Genomic DNA, 19,513 nt, shown 5'->3' with positions numbered 1-19,513 from the left:
CTCTGCTCCCGGCATGATTGCCCTGCCTTCAGCCTAAGGCGCGAAGCTTGTGCGAAAATTATGGGCCGGGCGCGCGGCTTGAACGGTACCGCGCAAAGGAAAAGGGCCGCGAAAGCCGCGGCCCTTGCGAAAGTTTGTCGGTGCCGGCGTCAACCCTTGAACAGCGCGAGGATGTTCTGCGAGTTGGTGTTGGCGATGGAAAGCGCCTGGATGCCGAGCTGTTGCTGCACCTGAAGCGCCTGGAGCTTGGTCGATTCCTTGTTCATGTCGGCGTCGACGAGCTGGCCCACGCCTCGGTCGATGGAGTCCATCAGCTTGGAGACGAAATCCTTCTGCATGTCGATGCGCGACTTGGCGGCGCCGAGTTCGGAAGCCGCGGCCGTCATCTTGCCCAGCACCTTTTCGATGTCGGTCAGGAGGTTGTCGAACTTGGCGACGTCGCCGGTGCCGGTGATGGCGGACATGCCGGTCGCCGACAGGCTGATATCGAGCAACGATACGCTGGACGCCGAGCCGGCCTTGTCGAGGATACCCGTGCTGGCGGTTGCGTTGGCGTCGATCAGGCGGATGTTCTTGTAGGCGATGTCGATGGAGCCGGTGACGACGGCGCCGGTCGAGTCGCGGTTGTAGGAGGAGATGACCTGCAGCGTCGTATCGGTGGAGGCCGAATCGGTCTGCAGCAGGTTGGCACCTGCATAGGTCGCGCCGCCGATCGAATCCCTGAGCTGGTCCTGATAGGACTTTATCTCGCTCTGGATCTTGGCACGGTCCTCGGCGCTCGAGGTCTTGGCCAGCAGGACCTTGGCCTTGATGTCGTCGATGACGTCGATGGCGGAATTCATCGCCGTATAGGCGGTATCGACCTTGCCGGCGCCGAGGCCCAGCGCATCCTGCACGACCGAATTCGCCTTGTTGTCGGAGCGCATGGTGGTGGCGATCGACCAGTAGGCGGCGTTGTCGGACGCGGTCGAGACGCGAAAGCCGGTGGAGATACGGCTCTGCGTCTGCTCAAGCTGCTTGTTGGTCGCATTGAGGCTCTGCAATGCCGTCATCGCAGAGGCGTTCGTCATGATGCTTGCCACGGGCCACCCTTTCCTCGGACATTCCGCCGGGCCGGGGCGCGACGGATACGATCGGTTAACCATAACTAGCCCGTCATGGTTAACAGCCGATTAAAGGGATGTGAGACGATAGCGGAAAGGAAAAAGGCCGCGCTTCCCGGGGAAGCGCGGCCCTTTCGGCCTGATGTTGCCGGCTGTCGCCGGCGCCAGCCTTAGCGGAACAGCGACAGGATCTGCTGCGTGTTCGAGTTGGCGATCGACAGCGCCTGGATGCCGAGCTGCTGCTGCACTTGGAGGGCCTGCAGGCGGGTCGATTCCTTGTTCATGTCGGCATCGACGAGCTGGCCGACGCCGCGATCGATCGAGTCGGAGAGCTTCGAGACGAAGTCCTTCTGGAGATCGATGCGGGCCTTGGCTGCACCGAGGGTCGCAGCACCGGTGGCCATGCCCTTGAGCGCCGTTTCGATGCCGGTCAGCATGTTGTCGAAGGCGGTGCTCGTACCGGCGGAACCGGTGCCCGTGACCTTGAGGTCAAGGATCGACGACTTGGTCGCCGTGGCCGCGCCGACGGCGAACTGCTTGTCGAGGATGCCGGTCCTGGAAGCCGCGGTGCTGCGGCTGTCGATCAGGCGGGTGCTGTCGTTGGTGACATCGATGGTGCCGGTCGAGACCTTGCCCGTCGAGTCGCGGTTGTAGGACGTCATGACCGTCAGCTTGGTGCCGGCGACCGAAGAATCCGTCTTCAGCAGGTTGGAGCCGGCATAGCTGGCGCCGCCGATATTGTCCTTGAGCTGGTCCTGCAGCGCGGTGATTTCCGACTGGATCTTGGCGCGGTCGTCGGTGCTGGAAGTCTTGGCCAGCAGGACCTTTTCCTTGATCTGGTCGACCACGTCGATGGCCGAATTGATTGCCGTATAGGCGGTGTCGATCTTACCGGCGCCGAGGCCGAGAGCGTCCTGGAGGACGGAGTTGGCCTTGTTGTCGGAGCGCATGGTGGTGGCGATCGACCAGTAGGCGGCGTTGTCGGACGCCGAAGAAACGCGGAAGCCGGTCGAAATGCGCGACTGCGTGGTCTCGAGTGCCTTGTTGGTCGCGTTCAGGCTCTGCAGTGCGGTGAGCGCAGACGCGTTCGTGTTGATGCTCGACATGAGTACACGTACCTTACTATATGGATTTTTTTGGCATACCGGCTCGACCGGTATGACGGTACGGCATCATGCCTATGGTCGATCCAGCGACCACCCGCCATTGCCGGGACAATGGCAGGCACTCCCTGAAAAAGAGCTAAGCTTTATGGTTAACGGAAGGTGAAACGTCGCCTTCCGGCGAAAGCCTCGCGCAACCCATGCGACTTACGATGGCGTCCGGGTGCCGGATGGGCACAGGCGCATTGGAGACGTGGATGCCGTCAGCAACGAACGCCCGCAAAAGCGAGCCGCCAGGAGGTGCCCACCCTTTCGCGGCGGACAATGTGCGCGGCGCGGACGCGCTGGTGCGGGCGCTGGCCGCTGGCGGGGCAGGGGCCGCGCCCATGCCATCGATCGATCAGGCTGCTTCCGCGCTGGACCGCAAGGCGATCAAGAGGGCCGGGCGTCTCCTCAAGCAGGCTGTCGAGGCCCTGGACGCGCGCCGCTTCAAGGCTTCCGAGGCGCTCTTCGACGAGGGACTCGCCCTGCTGGACAATCCGCCGTCGCTTTTGTGGTGCTATCGCCTGGTCGCCGCGTCCAAGGCGGCCAACTACGAATATGTCGTCAACAACTACCAGCGCATCCGCGCCCTCGTCTCCACCGAGGACGAGATGGTGGTGGTCGATCGTGCCTGGATCGACTGCCTGACCTCGGCGGGTTTCCTGCATGAGGCGCTGCGGGAAGCCGAGGCGCTGCTGGCGCGGGGCACCAGATACCAGGCTTCCATCATGTCCGCCACGGGCGTCATCCATGCCCGGCTCGGCAATCTCCAAAAGGCGATCGCCATCCAGAAATCGGTTCTCGAGAAGGAGCCGTCGCACATCCTGGCGCGGTGGAATCTCGCGATCCAGCAACTGGAGGCGGGCGAACTGCCCGAAGCCTTCGACAACTACGAGGTACGCTGGGACTGGCCGGATTTTCCCTCGGAGCGCCGGGCCTTCGCCATACCGCGCTGGCAAGGGGAAGCCCTCGCCGGAAAGCGAGTGCTGGTGTGGCGCGAACAGGGCATCGGCGATGAAATCCGTTTTGCCAGCATCCTGCCGGACCTGATCGCCACCGGCGCCCGTATCACCCTCGAATGCGCGCCGAAGCTCGCGGCGCTTTTCCGCATATCTTTCCCCGACATCGAAGTGCGGCCCGACCTGGGACCCGACGCGCGCAAGCCGAAAGACTATGCGGGCTTCGACTTCGAGGTTCCGATCGGTTCGCTGGCCCGCCATTTCCGGCCGACCGCAGCGGCGATGCAGGCGAAAAGCCGGCCGTGGCTCAAGCGCGACGGCGAGATCGAGCAACGGCTGCGCGCCGACATGAACGTCGCGCCGCATCAGCCGGTCATCGGCCTGTGCTGGCGCTCGTCCAACCGCAACGTGCAGCGCAACCAGCAATACGTGAAGGCGGAGTTCCTCGCGCCGCTGAAGCTGCTCGGCACGACGAAGTTCGTCTGCCTGCAATATGACGAATGCCGCGAGGAAGTCGCAGCGATGCGCGAAATGGGCCTGCCCATCTACGATTTCCCGGCCATCGACCAGATGAACGACCTCGTGTCGGCATCCTATCTGACGGGAGCCTGCGACCTTGTCGTGACCGCCGGCACCGCGACGCTGGAGCTCGCGGCGGGCCTGGGCGTCCCCACCGTCCTGTTCGGGCAAAGCGGATCGCAGATCCAGCTCGGCACCGACGGCGTGCCGTGGCATCCGGCGACCCGGTTCCTGCCGCTGGATGCCGACGATCCGATCGGCGTCGCCAAATCCGTCCTGTTCGACTGGAACGTCATCGCGACCTGGGCAGAGAAGGCGAGCACGTCGGGGCGGCCGACCGACTGGCGGCTGTCCTATCCGGGGGCGGCTTGAGAGCCTTTTTGAAAATTCCGTGAGGCCGGGCTGCAAACGGCGTCCGACTGTGCTCCGGTGCTCACGTACTGTTGTCCTATCCGGGAGCGGCTTGAGAGCTATCCGCTTGGCCGTGTCCGGGCGACGCCGGACGCTTTTTCCGGCCGCCAATAGCCCTAGTTGAACGACCGCACCAGCGAGCCGATCAAAAGGTTCCAGCCGTCGATCAGCACGAAGAACAGGATCTTGAAGGGCAGCGACACCACTGTCGGCGGCAGCATCATCATGCCCATGGCCATGGTGATGGTGGCGACGATCAGGTCGATGACGAGGAAGGGCAGCACGATCAGGAAGCCGATCTCGAAGCCGCGGCGGATTTCGGAGATCATGAAGGCGGGGACCAGGATGCGCAGGTCGACCGTCTCGCGCGACACCTGCTGACCGCGCTCGCGCGCAAGGTCGGCGAACAGGTCGAAGTCCTTGTCGCGGACGTTGCGCAGCATGAAGGTGCGGAACGGGTCGGAAATCTTCTCCAGCGCCTCTGTCTGGCTGATCTGGTTGTCCATCAGCGGCCTGACGCCGGTGTTCCATGCCTGGTCGAAGGTCGGCGCCATGACGTAGAACGTCATGAACAGCGACAGCGAGATCAAGATCAGGTTGGCCGGCGTCGATTGCAGGCCGATGCCGGCGCGCAGGATCGAAAAGGCGATGACGAAGCGGGTGAAGCTCGTCACCATGATGAGCAGGCCCGGCGCGACCGAAAGCACGCTGATGAGCCCGAACATCTGGATGATGTAGCCGACGGTCTCGCCGTTGGCCTGACCGATGCCGCCGAGATCGATCTGCTGGGCGGCGGCGGCGCCGGTGAGCGCCAGCAGCGCCAGGAATGCGAACAGCGGCTTTTTCATTCGAACAGAAGCGTCCTGATGAGGACGTCCTTGGCGTGGCCGTCGCTGCGGATGGCGGCGCGTTCCTGCAAGTCTGCCTTGAGATGCTGGTAGCCGCTGGCGCCTTCGACCTGGTACATCTTCAAGGTGCGCAGATAGGCGAGCAGGTCCTGGTGGATCGCCTCCGTCATCTGAGGCGGCTGCGGCGCGTCGTAGACCACCGACAGGTCCATGCGCACCCACACGTCGGCGGGGGCGGCGAGGTTGGTGGTGATCTGCGGGAGCTGGACCAGCACCGGGGCGCCGGCAACGGGCTTTTCTTCCGCCGGCGCTTCCTCGGTCTTGGCGCTATGGTCCAGCCTGGCGGGTTTCGGCGGCGCTTCCGAGCTTTTCAGGTAGCTGCCCGACATCCAGCCGACGCCGAGGGCGGCGACGGTCATCGCCGCCAGCATGGCGAGCTGGACGATGAGGGACGGTCCCTTCGGCGCCTCTATCTGTTCCGCGTTCGCCATAGGGGACCGGCCTAGAAGGGCAGCACCTGGTCCAGCACCTGCTGGCCGTAGGCCGGCTGCTGGACCTCGGTGATGCGGCCGCGGCCGCCATAGGAGATGCGCGCCTCGGCGATGCGCTCGTAGGAGATCGTGTTGGCCGCGCCGATATCGGCCGGGCGCACCATGCCGGCGATGGTCAGCACGCGCATCTCGGCGTTGACGCGCACCTCCTGCGAGCCCTTGATCATCAGGTTGCCGTTGGGCAGCACGTCGGTAACGATGGCGGCGACGTTGAGTTCGAGATTTTCCGACCGCTCGATGGCGCCGTCGGCATTGGTCTCTGTCTTGGAATCGAGGCTGCCCTTGCCCTTGCCGGACGTGCTCCAGCCATCCCAGCCGAGATCGACGCCGAAGCCGAGCGAGCGGTTGGCGGTGCGGCTGCGGTCGTTCTGGTTCTTGAACTTGGCGCGGTCGTTGATCTTGATCTTGACGGTCAGGATGTCGCCTGCGCGCAGCGCGCGCGGGTCGGTGAACAGCCGGCTCTGGCGATCGTCCCACAGCGAGAACTTCTTGACCGGCGCCGACGGCGTTTCGGGATAGCGGTAGGTCGACACGGTGCCGCCGTCGATGCCGGCGCCGACCGGCGACAGCGCCGGCTCCTTGTTGACCTCCCTGAGATCGGAGGCGCAGCCGGAAAGCAGGATCGCGCCAGCCAGGAGGACGTATTTGCGCATCATGACGGGTCTACCCTGCGGGCCGCGCTGGCCATCACCCCGGTGAGGGTGGCGGCGGCCTTCGTTTCCATTTCGTTGAGAATGACGCCGGCCTTGCGCGAATCCAGCTTCATCAGGATCGCGGCGGCCAGTTCCGGCTTGACGGCGGCCAGCCGCTCGGCGGCGGCGTCCGGCTTCATGTCGCCGTAGATCTTGACGACGCCTTCCTCGGCGCGGGCGAGGAAGACCTCGCGGCGCTTCAGCCACAGCTCGTATTCCGAGCGCTTCGCCTCCAGCGCCTTGATGCGGGCGTCGACATCGTCCTGCAATTTCTTGAGCTCGGCCGCCTGGAGGGAGTAGCGGCGGTCGCGCGCGGCGTCGGCGATGTTGGAGCAGAAGCGCTCGACGTCGCTTTGCTCGGGGGTCTTCGCCGCCAGCGAACCGGCCGCCGCCGGCGCGGGTGCGGCGGTTTCGCGCTGGAGAGCCTGCGGCGCCGGGGCGGCGGGCGCGCCCGGCAGAACCTGGCGCACCGGCTCGGTGGCCGACGCCGGGGCGCCGAGCAATACAAGGCCGACGGCGATGCCGCACAAGGCGTGCAGAGTGTTGAAGCGACGGAGAGGCGGGAGGAGACGTTGCAGCATCGGCGCGACCTATTGGAGGATCAGGTCGGCTTGCAGGGCGCCGGCCGACTTGATGCCTTGCAGAATGGCGATGATGCCGTCGGGCTTGACGCCCAGGCGGTTCAGTCCGGAGACCAGCGTTTCCAGGTCCGGTCCGTCGAGAAGGGCGACACGCGCGTCGGGCTGATTGGCCTCGATGACGGTGTTGGGTTCGACCGCCGTCTCGCCCCGAGAGAAGGGCTCCGGCTGGACGACGCGCGGCGCCTCGGTGATGCGCACCGTCAGCGTGCCGTGGCTGATCGCCACGCGTGAGATCCTGACCTGGTTGCCGATGACGATGGTGCCGGTGCGCGAATCGACGACGACCCTTGCCGGCGTGTCGGACTCGACCACGAGGTTCTCGACCTCGGCATAGAAGCGTGCCGCCGAAACGCCCTTCGGCTTCTTCACCGAGACGGTGCGGGCGTCGCGTTCGGCCGCGACGCGCATTCCGAAGCGCTGGCCAGTGTAATCGTTGATGGCGTCGGCAATGCGGATGGCGGTGGAAAAGTCCGGGTTGCGCAGTTGCAGCGTCAGCACCGTCTGGTCGTCGAACTCGGCATCCACCGCGCGCTCGACGATGGCGCCGTTGGGGACGCGGCCGGCTGTCGGCACGCCTTGCGTGAGCTGCTCGGCCTGGCCCTGCGCGGTGAAGCCGGAGACGATGACGGAGCCCTGGCCGACGGCATAGATCTGGCCGTCGGCGGCTTTCAGCGGCGTCATGATGAGCGTACCGCCCTGCAGCGAGGTGGCGTCGCCCATGGAGGAGACGTTGATGTCGATGCGGGCACCGGACTGGACGAAGGGCGGCATGTTGGCGGTGACGATGACGGCGGCGACGTTTTTCGCGCGCGCCTGGCCGCCTTCGGTGGCGATGCCGAGGTTCTGCAGCATGGCGCGGATTGACTGTTCGGTGAAAGGCGAGTTGCGCAGGCTGTCGCCGGTTCCCGAGAGTCCGATGACGAGACCATAGCCGACGAGCTGGTTGTCGCGCGCGCTCTGGAGCTGGGCGATGTCCTTGATGCGCGCGGCGACCTGCCCGGGCGGCAGCTGGCTGGGCGTCGCCGACACCTTGAACATGCGCGCCGCCGTTGCCGGATCATAGTCCTGCCCGAGCGCCCCCGGTCCCTCCTTGGCGACCAGCGCGCGCTTCTGCCTGGCGTTCAGCCCGTCGGCCAGCGACGGCTGGACCGCCAGCAAGGCCGCGACGGCGATGGCGAGGATGCCCTTCATGAGGCGCCGACCTGGACGGTGCCGTCGGCCATCACCGTGCCGGACAGCACCTTGCCGCTGTCGACGTTGCGGACCTTGACGAGGTCGCCGGCGGCGCCCGGCTGCAAGGTGACGGCGGTGGTCGAGATGGTGAGGGGCCCGGCGATGAAATAGACCTGCACGGAGGCGCCCTGCTCGACCAGCCATGCCTCGCGCAGCGCGCTTAAGGGGATGTAGCGGCCGGGCAACAGCGTGCGCTTGGCGACCTTGCCGTCGAGTTCGGGCGCGGTGGTGGCGACGGCGTCCGGCTTGTGGCGTCCGGGCGCCAGCGTCACTTCCTTCAGCGCGGCAAGGCCGATCGTCTCGCCCGGATAGATGACGCGGCTGGGGATCAGCACGACCTCGTCGGCTGCGGCCGGCGCCGCGCCGGCGCAAAGCGCCAGGGCGAGCGCCATCGAGCGCAGGACCGGAACGAGGATGCGTGCCGCCATCACCGTCACCTGATGTTCTTGGAGACGACGGCGGCCATTTCGTCGGCCGCCTGAATAACCTTGGAATTCATCTCGTAGGCGCGCTGCGCCGAAATCAGCTCGGTGATCTCCTTGACCGGATCGACGTTGGAATTCTCCAGGTAGCCCTGTTCGACGGTGGCATAGCCCGGATCGCCCGGCACGCCGACATTGGCCGCGCCCGAGGCCACCGTCTCCTGGAACAAGTTGTCGCCGAGCGGCGCCAGGCCGGCCTCGTTGGCGAAGGTGGCGAGGGTGAGCTGGCCGAGGTCCTGCAGGTCGTTCTGGCCGTCGATGCGGGCGAAGACCTGGCCGGTCTTGTTGACGATGACCTCGACGGCGTCGGCCGGCACGGTGATGGCCGGGATGACGGCGGCGCCGTCGACCGTCACCAGCTGGCCGGTCGCATTGGTGTTGAAGGCGCCGGAGCGGGTGTAGAGCGGGTTGCCGTCGGCGCCCTCGATCTGGAACCAGCCCTTGCCGGTCAGCGCGAGGTCGTAGTTGTTGCCGGTGCTGGTCAGCTCGCCCTGGATATGGACGTTGCGCACGGCGCTGGTCTTGACGCCGAGGCCGATGGAGACGCCTTCGGGAACGATCGAGCCGTTGGCGCGGTTGGGCACGCCCTGCGTGCGGTCGACCTGATAGAGCAGGTCGGAGAACTCGGCGCGGGCGCGCTTGTAGCCGGTCGTGTTGATGTTGGCGATGTTGTTGGCGATGACTTCCAGATTGGTCTGCTGGGCGTTCATGCCGGTGGCGGCGATGGCGAGCGCTTTCATGGGGCCGTCCTCAGATACTCATGCGGCTGATGTCGAGATAGGCGGAGACGATCTTGTCGCGGATGGCGACCGCGGCCTGCAAAGCCTGCTGGGCGCTCATGACGGCGTCGGCGACCTGGCGGGTGTCGGCATCGCCCTTGAGCGCCTGGATCGATACCTGCTCGGCGCCTTTCAGCGTGTCGACGGTGTTCGAGGCGGCCCGCGACAGGGCTTCGGCGAAGGATGCGCCGGCGCCAGCGGCCGGCGTGGCCGCATTGGACAGGAGGCCGGTGTCGGCATCGGAGTTGCCGACCGGGGGCCGAAGGTGGATGGCACCGATGCCGCCGATCATCACTGGTTCCTCATCAGGTCGATGGTCATGGAGATCAGGTCGCGCGCCTGCTTGATGACCTGCAGGTTGGCCTCGTAGGAGCGGTTGGCCTCGGTCATGTCGGCCATCTCGATCAGCACGTTGACGTTCGGCATCTTGACGTAGCCCTTGTCGTCGGCCGCCTCGTTGCCGGGCTGGAACTCGACGGGGAAGGGCGAGGGGTCGCGGTCGATCGAATTGACCTCGACGAGGCTGCCGCCGGAAGCGCGGTCCAGCTCGGCGGCGAAGGATATGGTCTTGCGGCGATAGGGATCGGCGCCGGGCGTGGTGCCGGTGGACTGGGCGTTGGCGAGGTTTTCGGAGACGACGCGCAGGCGCTCAGACTGGGCGCCGAGACCCGACGCCGCGACCTTTAGGGCTGCCGTCAAAGCGTCCATCGCGCGTCAGCCCTTCGTCGCCATGATCATCATGGTGTGGAAGGCCTTGACGATGGCCGTGTTGAGCTCGAAGGAGCGGCGCACCTCGCCGGCCTTCATCAGCTCTTCCTCCATGACGACGGTGTTCTTGGACGGCATGATCGCGCCGGTATAGGCCTGCGGCTTGACCGAGAAGGCGGCCTCGCTGGCGCCGAAGCCGAGGTGGCCGCTCTGCGTCGCGCTCAGCGTCACGGCCGTGTGGTCGAGCACCTTCTGGAACGGCTCGACGTCGTTGGCGGTGTAGCCGGGCGTATTGGCGTTGGCGATGTTGCCGGCGACAGCGGACTGGCGCACGGCCAGCCACTCGGCTTGCCGCGATGCGAGGTTGAAAAGGTTGACGGGCTCCATGCGCTACTCCGGGCAGGTTTCCGGAGATTAGTGCGCCAGTCTTGCGCGGGCCTTGCGCGGGGGGCTGCGCTCCGGCTTCGCTATTTCGAGATCTCGATCACCCTGTCGGTGCTGGTGACCAGAACCCAGCGGCCCTTGCGCTGCTCGATCGACTTCACGGTGCTGGAATCGGGCAGGACCGAGCCTTGCTGGACGACCCACAGACCGGCGTCGTCCTCGATCATGGCGCGGCCGTTGGCGATGTGGACGAGGCGGAACTTCGCCGCGTCGGAGGGAAAGGGCTGCTGGTCAAGGTCGGGCGCAGTGTCGGCGCTCTCGGGCTTCGGCTGCAACGTGCCGGTGGAGAACAGGTCGAGCGCGCTGTCGGGGATTTCCTGATCGACGACCGGCGTGCTGCCGGCGCCTTGTCTGGCCTCGACCGTCGCGCGGCCGGCATTGCCGCCTCTGCCGCCGAAGCGGATGGCCTGCACGCCGAACTGATCCTGATTGAAGAAGATGTACCAGGGGAACAGCGCGCAAACGAGGCCCAGCGCCACGCCGAGCCCGGCGATGACGAGATCGCCGCGGTGGTCTTTCTTCTTGACCGGCATGGGGAACTGGACTGCCGGCGGCGTGCCCCAGTTGCGCTCGGGAGCTTCTTTCATGGAACGATTGCTAGCATCGCTCCCGCTTAGATTTGGTAAACGGCGGGTTTCCCGCGGTGGTGTGAAAGCCGGTTCGGCGCGCGCGGCGGAAGCGCCGGTCGGCGCAAACAACGCCGCCAATGCGCGCTCCTGCTCTTCGGCCGGCTCCGGGCGGCGAGGCCGGCCGGCCGGGCGCATCCGCGCAAATATGGGCAGGAACACGTCTCTTGCGTTGGGCAGCCATGCCGCAAGGGAGCCGAGTGGCGAAAACCGCGATCGCCGTGGCCGCTCGGCCGCCTCGGTGCGCGCCAACTGCTCCCGCAGCATCAGCTCGAAGTGCGCCAACTCAGTCTGGCGCGTCTGCATTCTGCTTGACCTTCAGGTGGCGGGCGAGATCGGCGAAGGGCTCGGCCGAAGGGCGGTCCTTGGGCGACTGCATCAGCGCTTCGTAGATCAGCGGCACCTGGCGCACGGCCATGTCCAGCTCGGGGTCGGCACCGCCCTGATAGGCGCCGAGCAGGCGGATGTCGCGGGTGTCCTCGAAGCGCGAGATCATCGCCTTCAGCCGCGCCACCAGCGCGCGCTGGTCCGGCGACCATGCCTTGCCGGCGAGGCGCGAAATGGAGGACAGCGGATTGACCGGCGGATAGCGCCCCTGTTCGGCGATGGCGCGGTCCAGAACCACATGGCCGTCGAGGATGCCGCGCACCGAATCGGCGACCGGATCGTTATGGTCGTCGCCGTCGACCAGAACCGAGATGATGGCGGTGATGGAGCCTGCGCCTTCCAGCCCCGGTCCCGCCCGCTCCAGCAGCTTCGGCAGGTCGGTGAAGACGGAGGCCGGATAACCGCGCGCCACCGGCGGCTCGCCGGTGCCGGTCGCCACCTCGCGCAGCGCGTGGGCGAAGCGGGTGATGGAATCCAGAACCAGCAGCACGCGGTGGCCCTGGTCGCGAAAATGCTCGGCAACGCGCATCGCGGTGTCGGGCGCGCGGCGGCGCATCATGGCGCTCTCGTCGCTGGTGGCGACCACGGCGACGGTCTTGGCCATGGCCTGCTCGCCGATGGTGTCCTCGAGGAATTCGCGCACCTCGCGGCCGCGCTCGCCGACCAGCGCCACGACCACGGTATCGAAGGCGTCGGCGCCGGCGAGCATGGCAAGCAAGGTCGACTTGCCGACGCCGGAGCCGGCGAAGATGCCCATGCGCTGGCCGAAGCAGAGCGGCGTGAAGATGTCGATGGCGCGCACGCCGGTCATGAACGGCGTGCCGACGCGCTGGCGGGCCATGGCGCCGGGCGTCGCGTGGGCGGGGCCGCCCCGATCAACACCCCTGACCAGCGGCGGGCCGCCGTCGATGGCGCGCGCCAGGGCGTCGATGGCGCGGCCGCGCCAGGAAGGATGCGGGGTGATCGCCAGCGGGCCGCGCCGGAACACGGCATCGCCGATGCCCGCGTCGGCGCTCCTCTCGAAAGGAGCGACGACGACTTCGTCGCGGCCGATGCGAACGATCTCGCCGAGCCGCGCGCCGAAGCGGCTGCGCTGCTCGACCACGTCGCCCAGCCGGGCGATGTCGGACAGGCCGCGCACATGATAGTGGGTGGCGGAAACCTCGCTGACGCGGCCGCCCCGGCGCAGCACGGCGTCGTCGCTTTCGAAGCGGTGCCACAGCCGCTCCAGCAGCGCCAGTCGCGTTTCCGGCGCCTGTTGCTGCGGCCGGTCGTCGGCGCGGATCGGGAGGGGCGCGGGCGGCGACATGCGGCGGCGCTACTTGGAACCGAGCGTCTGGATGGCGTCCTCGGTCGTGGAGCCGGTCTGGCGCACAAGCGCCGCGACGTTCTCGAAGGCGCGCTGCACCTGGATGAGACGGGTCATCTCCAGCACCGGGTTGACGTTGGATTGCTCGACGAAGCCCTGCGCCACGCCGACATCGATCCTGTCGACGATCGGTTCCGGCTCGCCCGGCGGCACGACGCCCGAATTGCCGAAGCGCACGAAGTTCTCGCCTGGCTGGAAGTTGAACAGGCCGATGGCGCCGGCAAGCTGCTCGCCCTGGCGCAGCGAACCGTCCTTGCCGACGGTCGGCGGGCCGCCGCGCGGATCGAGTTGCAGCGGCGCGCCGCCTGCATCGAGCACCGGATAACCCTCGATAGACAGCAACTCGCCGTTCTGGCCCATCGAGAAGCGGCCGTCGCGCGTCATCACCGTGCCGGCCGGCGTCTGCAGCGCGAACCAGGCGTCGCCCTGAATGGCGAAATCGAAGGGGTTGCCCGTTTCGCTCAACGCGCCGTTGACGCCCGACAGGTAGGTGTTGCCGGGCGAGGTGAAGGCCACCGACTTCTGGCCGGCGCCGGTGACGACGTCCTGGAACTTCACGCCGGTTGCGCGAAAGCCGACGGTGGAGGCGTTGGCGACGTTGTCGGCAATGGTGTCCAGCCGCTTCTGCAGGGCGATCTGGGAGGAAAGCGAGACGTAAAGGCTGTCCTGCATGGTCAATACTTCATCTGCTGCATGGCCATCATCAGGTCGGTGGAGACGCCGATCGTGGTCGGTTGCGAAAACAGCACGCCGACCGAGGTGGTCGCCGTCGATGACGGGTTCTGGATCTCGTACATGGTGGTGAAGCGGGTCATGAACTTGTCGAGCTTGCCGGCGTCGGCGAAGTCGGCGATGTCGAACTTCTGCTCGAACAGCTTCACCTGCTTGTCGATATCGGCGCTGGCGAAGGAATCGGGCATGCCGAAGGCGATGCGCGCGACCTGCGACAGCGCCTTGTCGGCCAGCACCTGATACCAATCGGTCAGGCCGGGCGCCTTGCGCTGGAAATACAGCGCCAGCCGCACGCCTTCGTTGGTCTGGCCGGCATCCTCCTCCAGCGTCTGGCGCATGTACTTGTCGACGGTGACCTGCCCGGCGGCGACATAGGTGGTGGCATCCTCGCCATACTGCTCGAAATTGAAGGCGGCGACAAAGGCGGCGTAGGCCTTGTTGTCGAGCTTGTTGGCCGGGCTTTCTGGATCGCGGATGCCGCCTTCGAGCAGCGCGCGGATGCGCGCCGGGTCCTCTTTCTGCGGGTCCAGCCCGAACGCCGACAGCGCATAGTTCAGCAGGCGCTTGTCGGCCATCAGGTCGTCGATCGACTTCAGCTTGGTGACGTTGGCGAGATAGTAGTCCGTTTCCCCCTGCACATAGGCCGCTCCCGGCTTGACCAGGCCGAACCCGTCCATCGTCGTGTAGTGCGTCGGCGTGGCGTCGAGGACTTCGGGGCGGGAGGTCGTCTGCGTGCCGTAGGTGTGAAAGTCGAAGGCCTTGGCCAAGGCGGCGTAGCCTTCGTATTTCGCGCCGAGAAGGAGGTTGGAGATGCTGTCGGGATCGCCGGCTCCGCCGGTCAGGAACCGCTTCACCGTCTCCGGATCCTCGATCGAGGCATCCAGCCCATAGGCGGCCATGGCGTAGGCGAGCAGCCGCGGATCGGACATCAGGTCCTTCGCCGACCGCACCTTGCCGATGTTCGCCCGGAAATAGGCGGTTTCCGGATTGGCGTTCTCCAGATGATAGCGCTCGGTCTGCTCGGTCGCTTCCGGGCGCGACGTCGTCGCGGTTCCATACTGCGCGAAGTCGAAGGCCGCGACGAAGGCCGCATAGCGCTTGTCGCTCGACTGATTGGCCGGGCTATTCGGATCGGTGACGCCGCCGAGCAGCATGTCGCGAACCCTGGTCGCCGGTTCCTTGCTGGCGTCGAGGCCGTAGGCGCCCATGGCGTAGGTCAGCAGGCGCTTGTCGAGCAGCAGGTCGTTCGCCGTCTTCACGTTGCCGATGTTGGCGCGGAAATAGGCGTTCTCGGGGTCGGCGCTCTGGAGATAGTACGCCGGCGTCGTCTGCGTGACGGCGTCGCGGGTGGCGGTGGCCGCACCGTACTGGGAAAAGTCGAAGGCGGCGACGAAAGCGGCGTAGCGCTTGTCGGAAAGCTGGTTGGCGGGGCTAGCCGGATCGCTGACGCCGCCCGCCAGCATGTCGCGGATTTTCGAAGGCGATTCCGTCTTGGCATCGAGCCCGAAGGCGGTCATCGCGAAATTCAGCAGGCGCTTGTTGCCGAGCAGGTCGACGATGGATTTCACCTTGCCGATGTTGGCGTTGTAATAGTCCACCTCGGCCTGCATGGCGGACGTGTTCTGGGTGAGCGGGGTGACGCCGGTGTTCGGCAGATAGGTTTTCGGCGCCTGCTGCACCGCCGCGCGCTGGGTCGTCTGGTCGCCGTATTGGACGAAATCGAAGGCGGCGACGAAATTGGCGTAGCGCTTGTCGGCGAGCTTGTTGGCCGGGCTGTTGGGATCGCTGACGCCGCCCTCGAGCATCTGGCGCACCGTCTCCGGCGGTTCCTTGGCGGGGTCGAGCCCGAAGGAAGCCATCGCGTAGGTTAGCAGGCGCTTGTCGGCCATCAGGTCGTCGATCGATTTGACGTCGCCGATATGGGCGACGTAGTTCGCCGTTTCCGCGCGGGCCCGGTCGAGATCGAGCTGGGTCGAATTGAGTTCCACCTGCAGGGCGTAGTTCTGGGCGACGCCCTGCTGTGCCGGATTGTATGTGGTGGCGGTGCCGCCCAGCTTCTGGAAGTTGAACGCCTTGACGAATTCGGCGTAGCGCTTGTCGGTCAGCTTGTTGGCGAAGCTGTCGGGATCGCTGACGCCTTCCTTCAGCGCCTTGACCATGAACGCCTTGGCGTAGGTCATGTCGCTGAGGCCGTAGGCCTTCATGGCGTAGTTGAAGAGGCGGTAGTCGTTGACGAAGTCGTCGACCGACGTCACCTTGCCGATGTTGTCCAGGTAGTATTTCGTCTCGCGGTCCACGGCCGGCTGCTTCTCGACGCGGTCGATGGACTTGGGAATGTCCTGGGCAATGAGCCGATAGCTCAGATACGTGCTCAGCATGATGCCTCCGGCAGCAGCGGTCGCCCATCATAAGCCGGGTTCCTTGCGCGAAACTGAATCGCGCCCGCACACGATTCAAGCCTCACGCAATTCAAGCTTCACACAAGGCACGCGGCCTATCCCTGTTGCGGTGTGAGATGCGGAAGGACCGGCCGTGGGCATTCTGATCGGATTTGTGGTGACGCTCGGCTGCGTGCTCGGCGGCTTCATGGCGATGGGCGGGCATGTCCACGTGCTGGTGCAGCCGTGGGAAGCCGTCATCATCATCGGCGCGGCTTTCGGCGCCTTCCTGATCGCCAACCCGATGAAGACGGTGAAGGACACCGGCAAGGCCGTCATCGAGGCCTTCAAGCAATCGGTGCCGAAGGAGCGGGAATATCTGGAAACGCTGGGCGTGCTGCATTCGCTGATGCGCGAACTGAAGTCGAAGTCGCGCAGCGAGGTCGAGGCCCATATCGACAATCCGGAAGAATCGGCGATCTTCCAGGCCTTCCCGACGGTGATGGCCAACCTCGACCTGATGTACTTCATCTGCGACTATTGCCGCATCATCATCATCGGCAACGCGCGCCCGCATGAGATCGAGGCGCTGATGGACGAGGAAATCCACACCATCAAGCACGACAAGATGAAGTCCTACCATGCGCTCGTCGCCATGGGCGACGGCTTCCCGGCCATCGGCATCGTGGCGGCGGTGCTCGGCGTGGTGAAGGCGATGGGGGCGCTGGATCAGTCGCCGGAAATCCTTGGCGGCCTGATCGGTGCGGCGCTGGTCGGCACCTTCCTCGGCATCTTCATGTCGTACTGCGTGGTCGGCCCGATCGCCGCCAAGGTCAAGTCGGTGCGCGACAAGCGCAATCGCCTCTACGTCATCGTCAAGCAGACGCTGCTTGCCTACATGAACGGCGCGCTGCCGCAGGTGGCCATCGAGTTCGGCCGCAAGACGATCTCGGCCTATGACCGGCCTTCCATCGACGCGGTCGAGCAAAGCACCATGAACGGCGGCGCCGAGCGGAAGGCCGCCTGAGCGATGGCCGGGGCAGCAAGGCCAGACACGCCATGAGCGCCGCGGCAAGCCCGGCCGAGATGCGCGCCTTCATCGTCGAGCGCCTCGTCGGCGATACCGGCGAACCGGACCAGGTGGCCGCCGCCGCCCGCGCGCTTGCCGAGCGCGCCGTGCCGGCCATCGTCACGGGCCTGGGCGAAAGCCTCGGTGTGCCGGTCTCGGTCGAGGTGGCCGACGTGGCGCTGATCAGGATGGCGCAGGCGCGGCCGGGCGTGACAAACCATGCCATGACGATCGCCGCCTCCACGTCCTCGCCCGACGCGCTGGTGCTGACCATCGACAACGACGCCGTGGCGGTGGTGGTGAGCCTCCTGTTCGGCGGCGACGCCGGCGACCCCGCGGCACCCATCGCGCGCGACCTGTCGCCGCTGGAGATCGAGGTGGCGACCTCGGTGTTCGAGCAGATCGCGCGCGCGGTCAACGGTTCGGGGCCGCGCGCCTTCGAGTTCAAGCTGCCGGTGCCGATGGCGATGACCGGGCAGGACATGAGCAGGCACCTTCTGCGCGACGGGCCGGCGGTGCGCGTCGTCTTTTCGCTTGCCACCGCCGCCTCGCGCGGCACGGTGGCGCTGACGATGCCGCAGCGTGTGCTGCTCAAGCATCGCGGCGATGCCGGCATGCCTGCCGGGGACGGCACCGGGCCGGACTGGCGCCAGCGCTTTTCCGAGGAGGTCATGCGCTCAGCGGTGAGCCTGGAAGCGACGATGCCGCTGGCGCGCCTCACGCTCGGCGAGATCGCCGCACTCGTACCGGGACAGGTGATCGAACTGGACGAGACGGCGCAGACGAGCGCCCGGCTGACGGCCCGCAACAAGACGCTGTTCGTATGCGAGTTCGGCAAACTCGGGCAGAATTACACGGTCCGAATCAGGCATCCCTACGATGCCGGTCAGGACTTCATCGATGGGCTCATGCCGGATTGAGCCCCGCGGGAGAAGACGGATGAACACCAGCAGCAACGCCGCCGAGCCGGAAGCCGACGCTTCGGACGACCAGCTCAACCGCGCCATCGAGGAACTGCGCGGCGTCCTTCAGGAGGAGCAGCAGCGTCCCGAGGCCGCTTCCCGCCCTGCCGCCGGCGGCAATCCCAACGTCATCATGAACATTCCCGTCGACGTGCAGATCGTGCTGGGCTCGACCGAAATGCCGGTGTCGGAGCTGATGGCCCTGCAGAAGGGCTCCACGGTTGCGCTCGACCGGCGCATCGGCGAGCCGGTCGACGTGGTGGTGAACGGCCGCAAGATCGCGCGCGGCGAGATCACCGTACTGGAGAACGATCCGTCGCGCTTCGGCATCCGGCTGACGGAGATCATCGCCGGGGCCAAGGGAGCCTGAGGATGCCGTTCGCCGTTGACGGTGACAAAGCAGATCGCTGGGCAGATCGCGGGGCAAGGCCATGACCACGCAGCCGCTTACGCTGACCCGTCCGCAGAAGGCAGCCGCCATCCTGGTGGCGATGGGCAAGGTTTCGGCGGGCCGGCTGCTGAAGTTCTTCAAGCAGGAGGAACTGAAAAGCCTGATCGAGGCCGCGCGTCTCCTGCGCACCATCCCGCAGGCAGACCTGGAACGCATCGTCGCCGAATTCGAGGCGGAGTTCACCGAAGGCGCCGGCCTGCTCGATTCTGCCGACAAGATGGATTCGATCCTCAACGAATCGCTGTCGCCCGAGGAAGTCAGCGCCATCATGAACGGCAAGCAGCCGGAGGCTTCGCCGGACGGACCGCCGCCGATCTGGCCGGAACTGGAGAAGCTCGACCCCGCGCGGCTCGGTGCCTTCCTCGCCGGCGAGCATGCGCAGACCTCGGCGATGGTGCTGTCGAAGCTGGCGCCGCAAGCGTCCGCCGCCGTGCTGCTGACGCTTGAAAAGCCGCTGCGCTCGGAAATCATCAAGCGCATGGTGACGATGGCCACCGTGCCGGAAGCGGCCGAAAAACTCGTTACCGACCAGTTGCGGGCACGCGTGCTTGCCGAGACCTCGGTCAAGGACACCTCGGCCGGGCAGGCGAGGGTGGCCAGCCTGCTCAACGAGCTCGACAAGCCGCAGCTCGACGAGATGATGAAGGACCTGGAGGAAGCCGGCACGCCGGACCTCGAGGCGGTCAAGGCGCGCATCTTCTCCTTCGACGACATTCCGCTTTTGACGCAGAAGGCGCGCGTGTCGATCTTCGACGGCCTGTCGAGCGAAGTGGTGACGCTGGCGCTGCGCGGGGCCGCGCCCGACCTTGCCGAAGCCGTTCTGTCGGCGATCGGCGCACGCTCGCGCCGGATGATCGAGTCCGAGCTTGGACAGCCGGCGGACGGCATTCCGGCGGCCGAGATCGCGCGGGCGCGCAAGCTGGTCGCCGCCACCACCATCCGCCTGGCACGCGAAGGTGTCTTCGAGCTGCCGTCGGCGCAGCCGAGCGCCGACGCCGCCTGACGCCCTCTGAAAGGCTGCGCG

At 66.3% G+C, this 19,513-nt stretch carries 21 protein-coding genes; 5 read left to right on the top strand and 16 right to left on the bottom strand.

The window, feature by feature from the left end; translation table 11 throughout:
* Positions 1 to 149: 149 nt before the first annotated feature.
* Together FGU64_RS08960 and FGU64_RS08955 are read right to left on the bottom strand one after the other, a co-directional pair.
* On the bottom strand, positions 150 to 1,070 hold the full coding sequence (locus FGU64_RS08960) for a flagellin (protein ID WP_330998593.1): 921 nt from the start codon (positions 1,068 to 1,070) through the stop codon (positions 150 to 152).
* Positions 1,071 to 1,273: 203 nt separating this feature from the next.
* Positions 1,274 to 2,209 carry a flagellin gene (locus FGU64_RS08955; protein ID WP_136356287.1) on the bottom strand — a complete coding sequence of 312 codons (936 nt, stop codon included), beginning with the start codon at positions 2,207 to 2,209 and terminating at the stop codon, positions 1,274 to 1,276.
* 254 nt (positions 2,210 to 2,463) lie between these two features.
* Between FGU64_RS08955 and FGU64_RS08950 the strand changes: the two genes are divergently transcribed.
* Complete coding sequence (locus FGU64_RS08950) at positions 2,464 to 4,098, top strand: tetratricopeptide repeat-containing glycosyltransferase family protein (RefSeq protein WP_139952597.1); 1,635 nt, start codon at positions 2,464 to 2,466, stop codon at positions 4,096 to 4,098.
* Positions 4,099 to 4,253: 155 nt separating this feature from the next.
* Here the strand turns inward: FGU64_RS08950 and fliP are convergent, their stop codons facing one another.
* From fliP to FGU64_RS08880, 14 genes are all read right to left on the bottom strand, one after another.
* Positions 4,254 to 4,985, bottom strand: a complete 732-nt coding sequence (gene fliP / locus FGU64_RS08945) for a flagellar type III secretion system pore protein FliP (RefSeq protein WP_139952595.1) — start codon at positions 4,983 to 4,985, stop codon at positions 4,254 to 4,256.
* Entirely contained in the window at positions 4,982 to 5,476 is a 495-nt protein-coding gene (locus tag FGU64_RS08940; RefSeq protein ID WP_136356280.1) for a flagellar basal body-associated FliL family protein, read from the bottom strand. The genes fliP and FGU64_RS08940 overlap by 4 nt, the downstream gene beginning before the upstream one ends.
* Positions 5,477 to 5,487: 11 nt before the next feature.
* Positions 5,488 to 6,192, bottom strand: a complete 705-nt coding sequence (flgH, locus tag FGU64_RS08935) for a flagellar basal body L-ring protein FlgH (protein ID WP_139952592.1) — start codon at positions 6,190 to 6,192, stop codon at positions 5,488 to 5,490.
* Positions 6,189 to 6,809, bottom strand: a complete 621-nt coding sequence (locus FGU64_RS08930; protein WP_139952590.1) for a MotE family protein — start codon at positions 6,807 to 6,809, stop codon at positions 6,189 to 6,191. The genes flgH and FGU64_RS08930 overlap by 4 nt, the downstream gene beginning before the upstream one ends.
* 9 nt (positions 6,810 to 6,818) lie before the next feature.
* On the bottom strand, positions 6,819 to 8,060 hold the full coding sequence (locus FGU64_RS08925; protein WP_139952589.1) for a flagellar basal body P-ring protein FlgI: 1,242 nt from the start codon (positions 8,058 to 8,060) through the stop codon (positions 6,819 to 6,821).
* The gene (gene flgA, locus FGU64_RS08920; protein ID WP_246671334.1) at positions 8,057 to 8,494 is read right to left on the bottom strand and encodes a flagellar basal body P-ring formation chaperone FlgA; all 438 of its coding nucleotides are present in this window, start codon (positions 8,492 to 8,494) and stop codon (positions 8,057 to 8,059) included. The genes FGU64_RS08925 and flgA overlap by 4 nt, the downstream gene beginning before the upstream one ends.
* Before the next feature lie 41 nt (positions 8,495 to 8,535).
* Positions 8,536 to 9,324 (bottom strand): flagellar basal-body rod protein FlgG, encoded by a 789-nt coding sequence (flgG, locus tag FGU64_RS08915; RefSeq protein WP_136356270.1) that lies wholly within the window; start codon positions 9,322 to 9,324, stop codon positions 8,536 to 8,538.
* 10 nt (positions 9,325 to 9,334) lie between these two features.
* Positions 9,335 to 9,658 carry a flagellar hook-basal body complex protein FliE gene (locus FGU64_RS08910; protein ID WP_246671269.1) on the bottom strand — a complete coding sequence of 108 codons (324 nt, stop codon included), beginning with the start codon at positions 9,656 to 9,658 and terminating at the stop codon, positions 9,335 to 9,337.
* Positions 9,655 to 10,071, bottom strand: coding sequence for a flagellar basal body rod protein FlgC (flgC, locus tag FGU64_RS08905; protein WP_139952583.1), 417 nt, complete (start codon positions 10,069 to 10,071; stop codon positions 9,655 to 9,657). Before flgC ends, FGU64_RS08910 begins: the two co-directional genes overlap by 4 nt.
* A gap of 6 nt (positions 10,072 to 10,077) precedes the next feature.
* Positions 10,078 to 10,458 (bottom strand): flagellar basal body rod protein FlgB, encoded by a 381-nt coding sequence (flgB, locus tag FGU64_RS08900; protein ID WP_139952581.1) that lies wholly within the window; start codon positions 10,456 to 10,458, stop codon positions 10,078 to 10,080.
* 80 nt (positions 10,459 to 10,538) lie between these two features.
* On the bottom strand, positions 10,539 to 11,447 hold the full coding sequence (locus tag FGU64_RS08895; RefSeq protein ID WP_139952578.1) for a hypothetical protein: 909 nt from the start codon (positions 11,445 to 11,447) through the stop codon (positions 10,539 to 10,541).
* On the bottom strand, positions 11,428 to 12,837 hold the full coding sequence (gene fliI, locus FGU64_RS08890) for a flagellar protein export ATPase FliI (RefSeq protein WP_139952575.1): 1,410 nt from the start codon (positions 12,835 to 12,837) through the stop codon (positions 11,428 to 11,430). The genes FGU64_RS08895 and fliI overlap by 20 nt, the downstream gene beginning before the upstream one ends.
* Positions 12,838 to 12,846: 9 nt before the next feature.
* On the bottom strand, positions 12,847 to 13,569 hold the full coding sequence (flgF, locus tag FGU64_RS08885) for a flagellar basal-body rod protein FlgF (RefSeq protein ID WP_139952571.1): 723 nt from the start codon (positions 13,567 to 13,569) through the stop codon (positions 12,847 to 12,849).
* A gap of 2 nt (positions 13,570 to 13,571) precedes the next feature.
* Positions 13,572 to 16,007: a DUF1217 domain-containing protein gene (locus FGU64_RS08880; RefSeq protein ID WP_139952568.1), complete on the bottom strand. Its 2,436-nt coding sequence runs from the start codon at positions 16,005 to 16,007 to the stop codon at positions 13,572 to 13,574.
* A 154-nt stretch (positions 16,008 to 16,161) separates the two neighbouring features.
* Here FGU64_RS08880 and motA point away from each other — a divergent pair, with 154 nt between their 5' ends.
* The 4 genes from motA to FGU64_RS08860 all read left to right on the top strand — a co-directional run bounded on the left by motA (position 16,162) and on the right by FGU64_RS08860 (position 19,492).
* On the top strand, positions 16,162 to 17,034 hold the full coding sequence (motA, locus tag FGU64_RS08875) for a flagellar motor stator protein MotA (protein WP_139952565.1): 873 nt from the start codon (positions 16,162 to 16,164) through the stop codon (positions 17,032 to 17,034).
* A 32-nt stretch (positions 17,035 to 17,066) separates the two neighbouring features.
* The gene (locus FGU64_RS08870) at positions 17,067 to 17,996 is read left to right on the top strand and encodes a FliM/FliN family flagellar motor switch protein (protein WP_139952562.1); all 930 of its coding nucleotides are present in this window, start codon (positions 17,067 to 17,069) and stop codon (positions 17,994 to 17,996) included.
* Between the two features lie 19 nt (positions 17,997 to 18,015).
* A complete protein-coding gene (gene fliN / locus FGU64_RS08865; RefSeq protein ID WP_139952559.1) occupies positions 18,016 to 18,408 on the top strand; it encodes a flagellar motor switch protein FliN in 393 nt (130 codons plus the stop codon).
* A gap of 61 nt (positions 18,409 to 18,469) precedes the next feature.
* Positions 18,470 to 19,492, top strand: coding sequence for a flagellar motor switch protein FliG (locus FGU64_RS08860; protein WP_139952556.1), 1,023 nt, complete (start codon positions 18,470 to 18,472; stop codon positions 19,490 to 19,492).
* Positions 19,493 to 19,513: the final 21 nt, after the last annotated feature.

Origin of the sequence: Mesorhizobium sp. 8, assembly GCF_006351905.1 — a bacterium.
Classification (GTDB): Bacteria; Pseudomonadota; Alphaproteobacteria; order Rhizobiales; family Rhizobiaceae; genus Mesorhizobium; species Mesorhizobium composti.
This window is presented reverse-complemented; position numbering and strand designations above follow the sequence as displayed.

Excerpts from the sequence above, each read along its gene's own strand:
- FGU64_RS08870 (WP_139952562.1), top strand. The coding sequence starts at position 17,067 with ATGAGCGCCGCGGCAAGCCCGGCCGAGATGCGCGCCTTCATCGTCGAG.
- FGU64_RS08955 (WP_136356287.1), bottom strand. The coding sequence starts at position 2,209 with ATGTCGAGCATCAACACGAACGCGTCTGCGCTCACCGCACTGCAGAGC.
- FGU64_RS08860 (WP_139952556.1), top strand. The coding sequence starts at position 18,470 with ATGACCACGCAGCCGCTTACGCTGACCCGTCCGCAGAAGGCAGCCGCC.
- fliI (WP_139952575.1), bottom strand. The coding sequence starts at position 12,837 with ATGTCGCCGCCCGCGCCCCTCCCGATCCGCGCCGACGACCGGCCGCAG.
- flgG (WP_136356270.1), bottom strand. The coding sequence starts at position 9,324 with ATGAAAGCGCTCGCCATCGCCGCCACCGGCATGAACGCCCAGCAGACC.
- FGU64_RS08925 (WP_139952589.1), bottom strand. The coding sequence starts at position 8,060 with ATGAAGGGCATCCTCGCCATCGCCGTCGCGGCCTTGCTGGCGGTCCAG.
- fliN (WP_139952559.1), top strand. The coding sequence starts at position 18,016 with ATGAACACCAGCAGCAACGCCGCCGAGCCGGAAGCCGACGCTTCGGAC.
- flgH (WP_139952592.1), bottom strand. The coding sequence starts at position 6,192 with ATGATGCGCAAATACGTCCTCCTGGCTGGCGCGATCCTGCTTTCCGGC.
- FGU64_RS08950 (WP_139952597.1), top strand. The coding sequence starts at position 2,464 with ATGCCGTCAGCAACGAACGCCCGCAAAAGCGAGCCGCCAGGAGGTGCC.
- FGU64_RS08895 (WP_139952578.1), bottom strand. The coding sequence starts at position 11,447 with ATGCAGACGCGCCAGACTGAGTTGGCGCACTTCGAGCTGATGCTGCGG.
- FGU64_RS08960 (WP_330998593.1), bottom strand. The coding sequence starts at position 1,070 with ATGACGAACGCCTCTGCGATGACGGCATTGCAGAGCCTCAATGCGACC.
- flgC (WP_139952583.1), bottom strand. The coding sequence starts at position 10,071 with ATGGACGCTTTGACGGCAGCCCTAAAGGTCGCGGCGTCGGGTCTCGGC.
- FGU64_RS08930 (WP_139952590.1), bottom strand. The coding sequence starts at position 6,809 with ATGCTGCAACGTCTCCTCCCGCCTCTCCGTCGCTTCAACACTCTGCAC.
- flgF (WP_139952571.1), bottom strand. The coding sequence starts at position 13,569 with ATGCAGGACAGCCTTTACGTCTCGCTTTCCTCCCAGATCGCCCTGCAG.
- FGU64_RS08880 (WP_139952568.1), bottom strand. The coding sequence starts at position 16,007 with ATGCTGAGCACGTATCTGAGCTATCGGCTCATTGCCCAGGACATTCCC.
- fliP (WP_139952595.1), bottom strand. The coding sequence starts at position 4,985 with ATGAAAAAGCCGCTGTTCGCATTCCTGGCGCTGCTGGCGCTCACCGGC.
- flgB (WP_139952581.1), bottom strand. The coding sequence starts at position 10,458 with ATGGAGCCCGTCAACCTTTTCAACCTCGCATCGCGGCAAGCCGAGTGG.
- FGU64_RS08940 (WP_136356280.1), bottom strand. The coding sequence starts at position 5,476 with ATGGCGAACGCGGAACAGATAGAGGCGCCGAAGGGACCGTCCCTCATC.
- flgA (WP_246671334.1), bottom strand. The coding sequence starts at position 8,494 with ATGGCGCTCGCCCTGGCGCTTTGCGCCGGCGCGGCGCCGGCCGCAGCC.